Raw genomic sequence first — 806 nt, forward strand, 5'->3', positions numbered from 1 at the left:
GAAAAATTTTGCTTCAATAACGCTCGCAGTTTTGCGCTGCCGGAGATTCGCGCGCGAATGTCTTCGAGATAAACGAAGTTAATGCCTACTTCGCTTAGAGCGCTCACATCGAGCTTCGCGCGCTCGAGAAATGCGCGTGACGTGATAATTTGCTGCACAGTTGCGAGTTGCGCGCACGAAAGTAGGATCGTCGGCCCTGTGGAGTAGTTAAAAATCGCCGCCGCCTTGCCGAGCGTCCACAGACTCAGCAACACGACCGGCGTGGCGTTCTCGTTCGGCAGCAAGACGCCCACCCTCATCACGTCTCTCGACAACGCCTTGTCGAGTTGTCGGGCCATCAAGTCCGTGCTCACGAGCAGTTTCTTGTAAGTGAGCGCCGCATTCACGTCCTGCAACACGACGTGTCCTGGAAAACGCGCGGCGGCCTCGACCACAGCTTCGGCCAGTGTTTGCGGGCCGAACTGCATCTCAACTTCGAACTGCTGTCGCACCATCTGATCGCGCAGCCAGTTTGTGAACAGCGCGCGCGTTTGCGAAGTGCTGAGGTGCTCGACATGCGGCGCGATAAGCACATCGCTGAAGTGCGCGGTGATGCGCGGAAACCATTTCGTCCGATTTGGATTCGGCGACATGGGCAGACGGTGCGCGCCGCGCAAGTAGCATGTGATGACCTTCGTGCCCGTCTTGTGCAGGAGAAACCCGGTGCCGTCGAACAGTTTCATCAGCGTGCCGGTGCGGGAAAGCCGTCCTTCAGGGAAGAGCGCGAGTCGGCCGCCTTTCGTCAAAAATTCCGCCATGTATTTCAC

General features: G+C 57.8%; 1 protein-coding gene. It reads right to left on the reverse strand.

The window, feature by feature from the left end; translation table 11 throughout:
• The coding region (locus B3F77_RS14445) for a hypothetical protein (RefSeq protein WP_293605629.1) at window positions 1-806 on the reverse strand (806 nt) is incomplete at both ends.

Origin of the sequence: Polaromonas sp. UBA4122 (genome assembly GCA_002381615.1) — a bacterium.
In the GTDB taxonomy this organism is placed as follows: Bacteria; Pseudomonadota; Gammaproteobacteria; order Burkholderiales; family Burkholderiaceae_C; genus Polaromonas.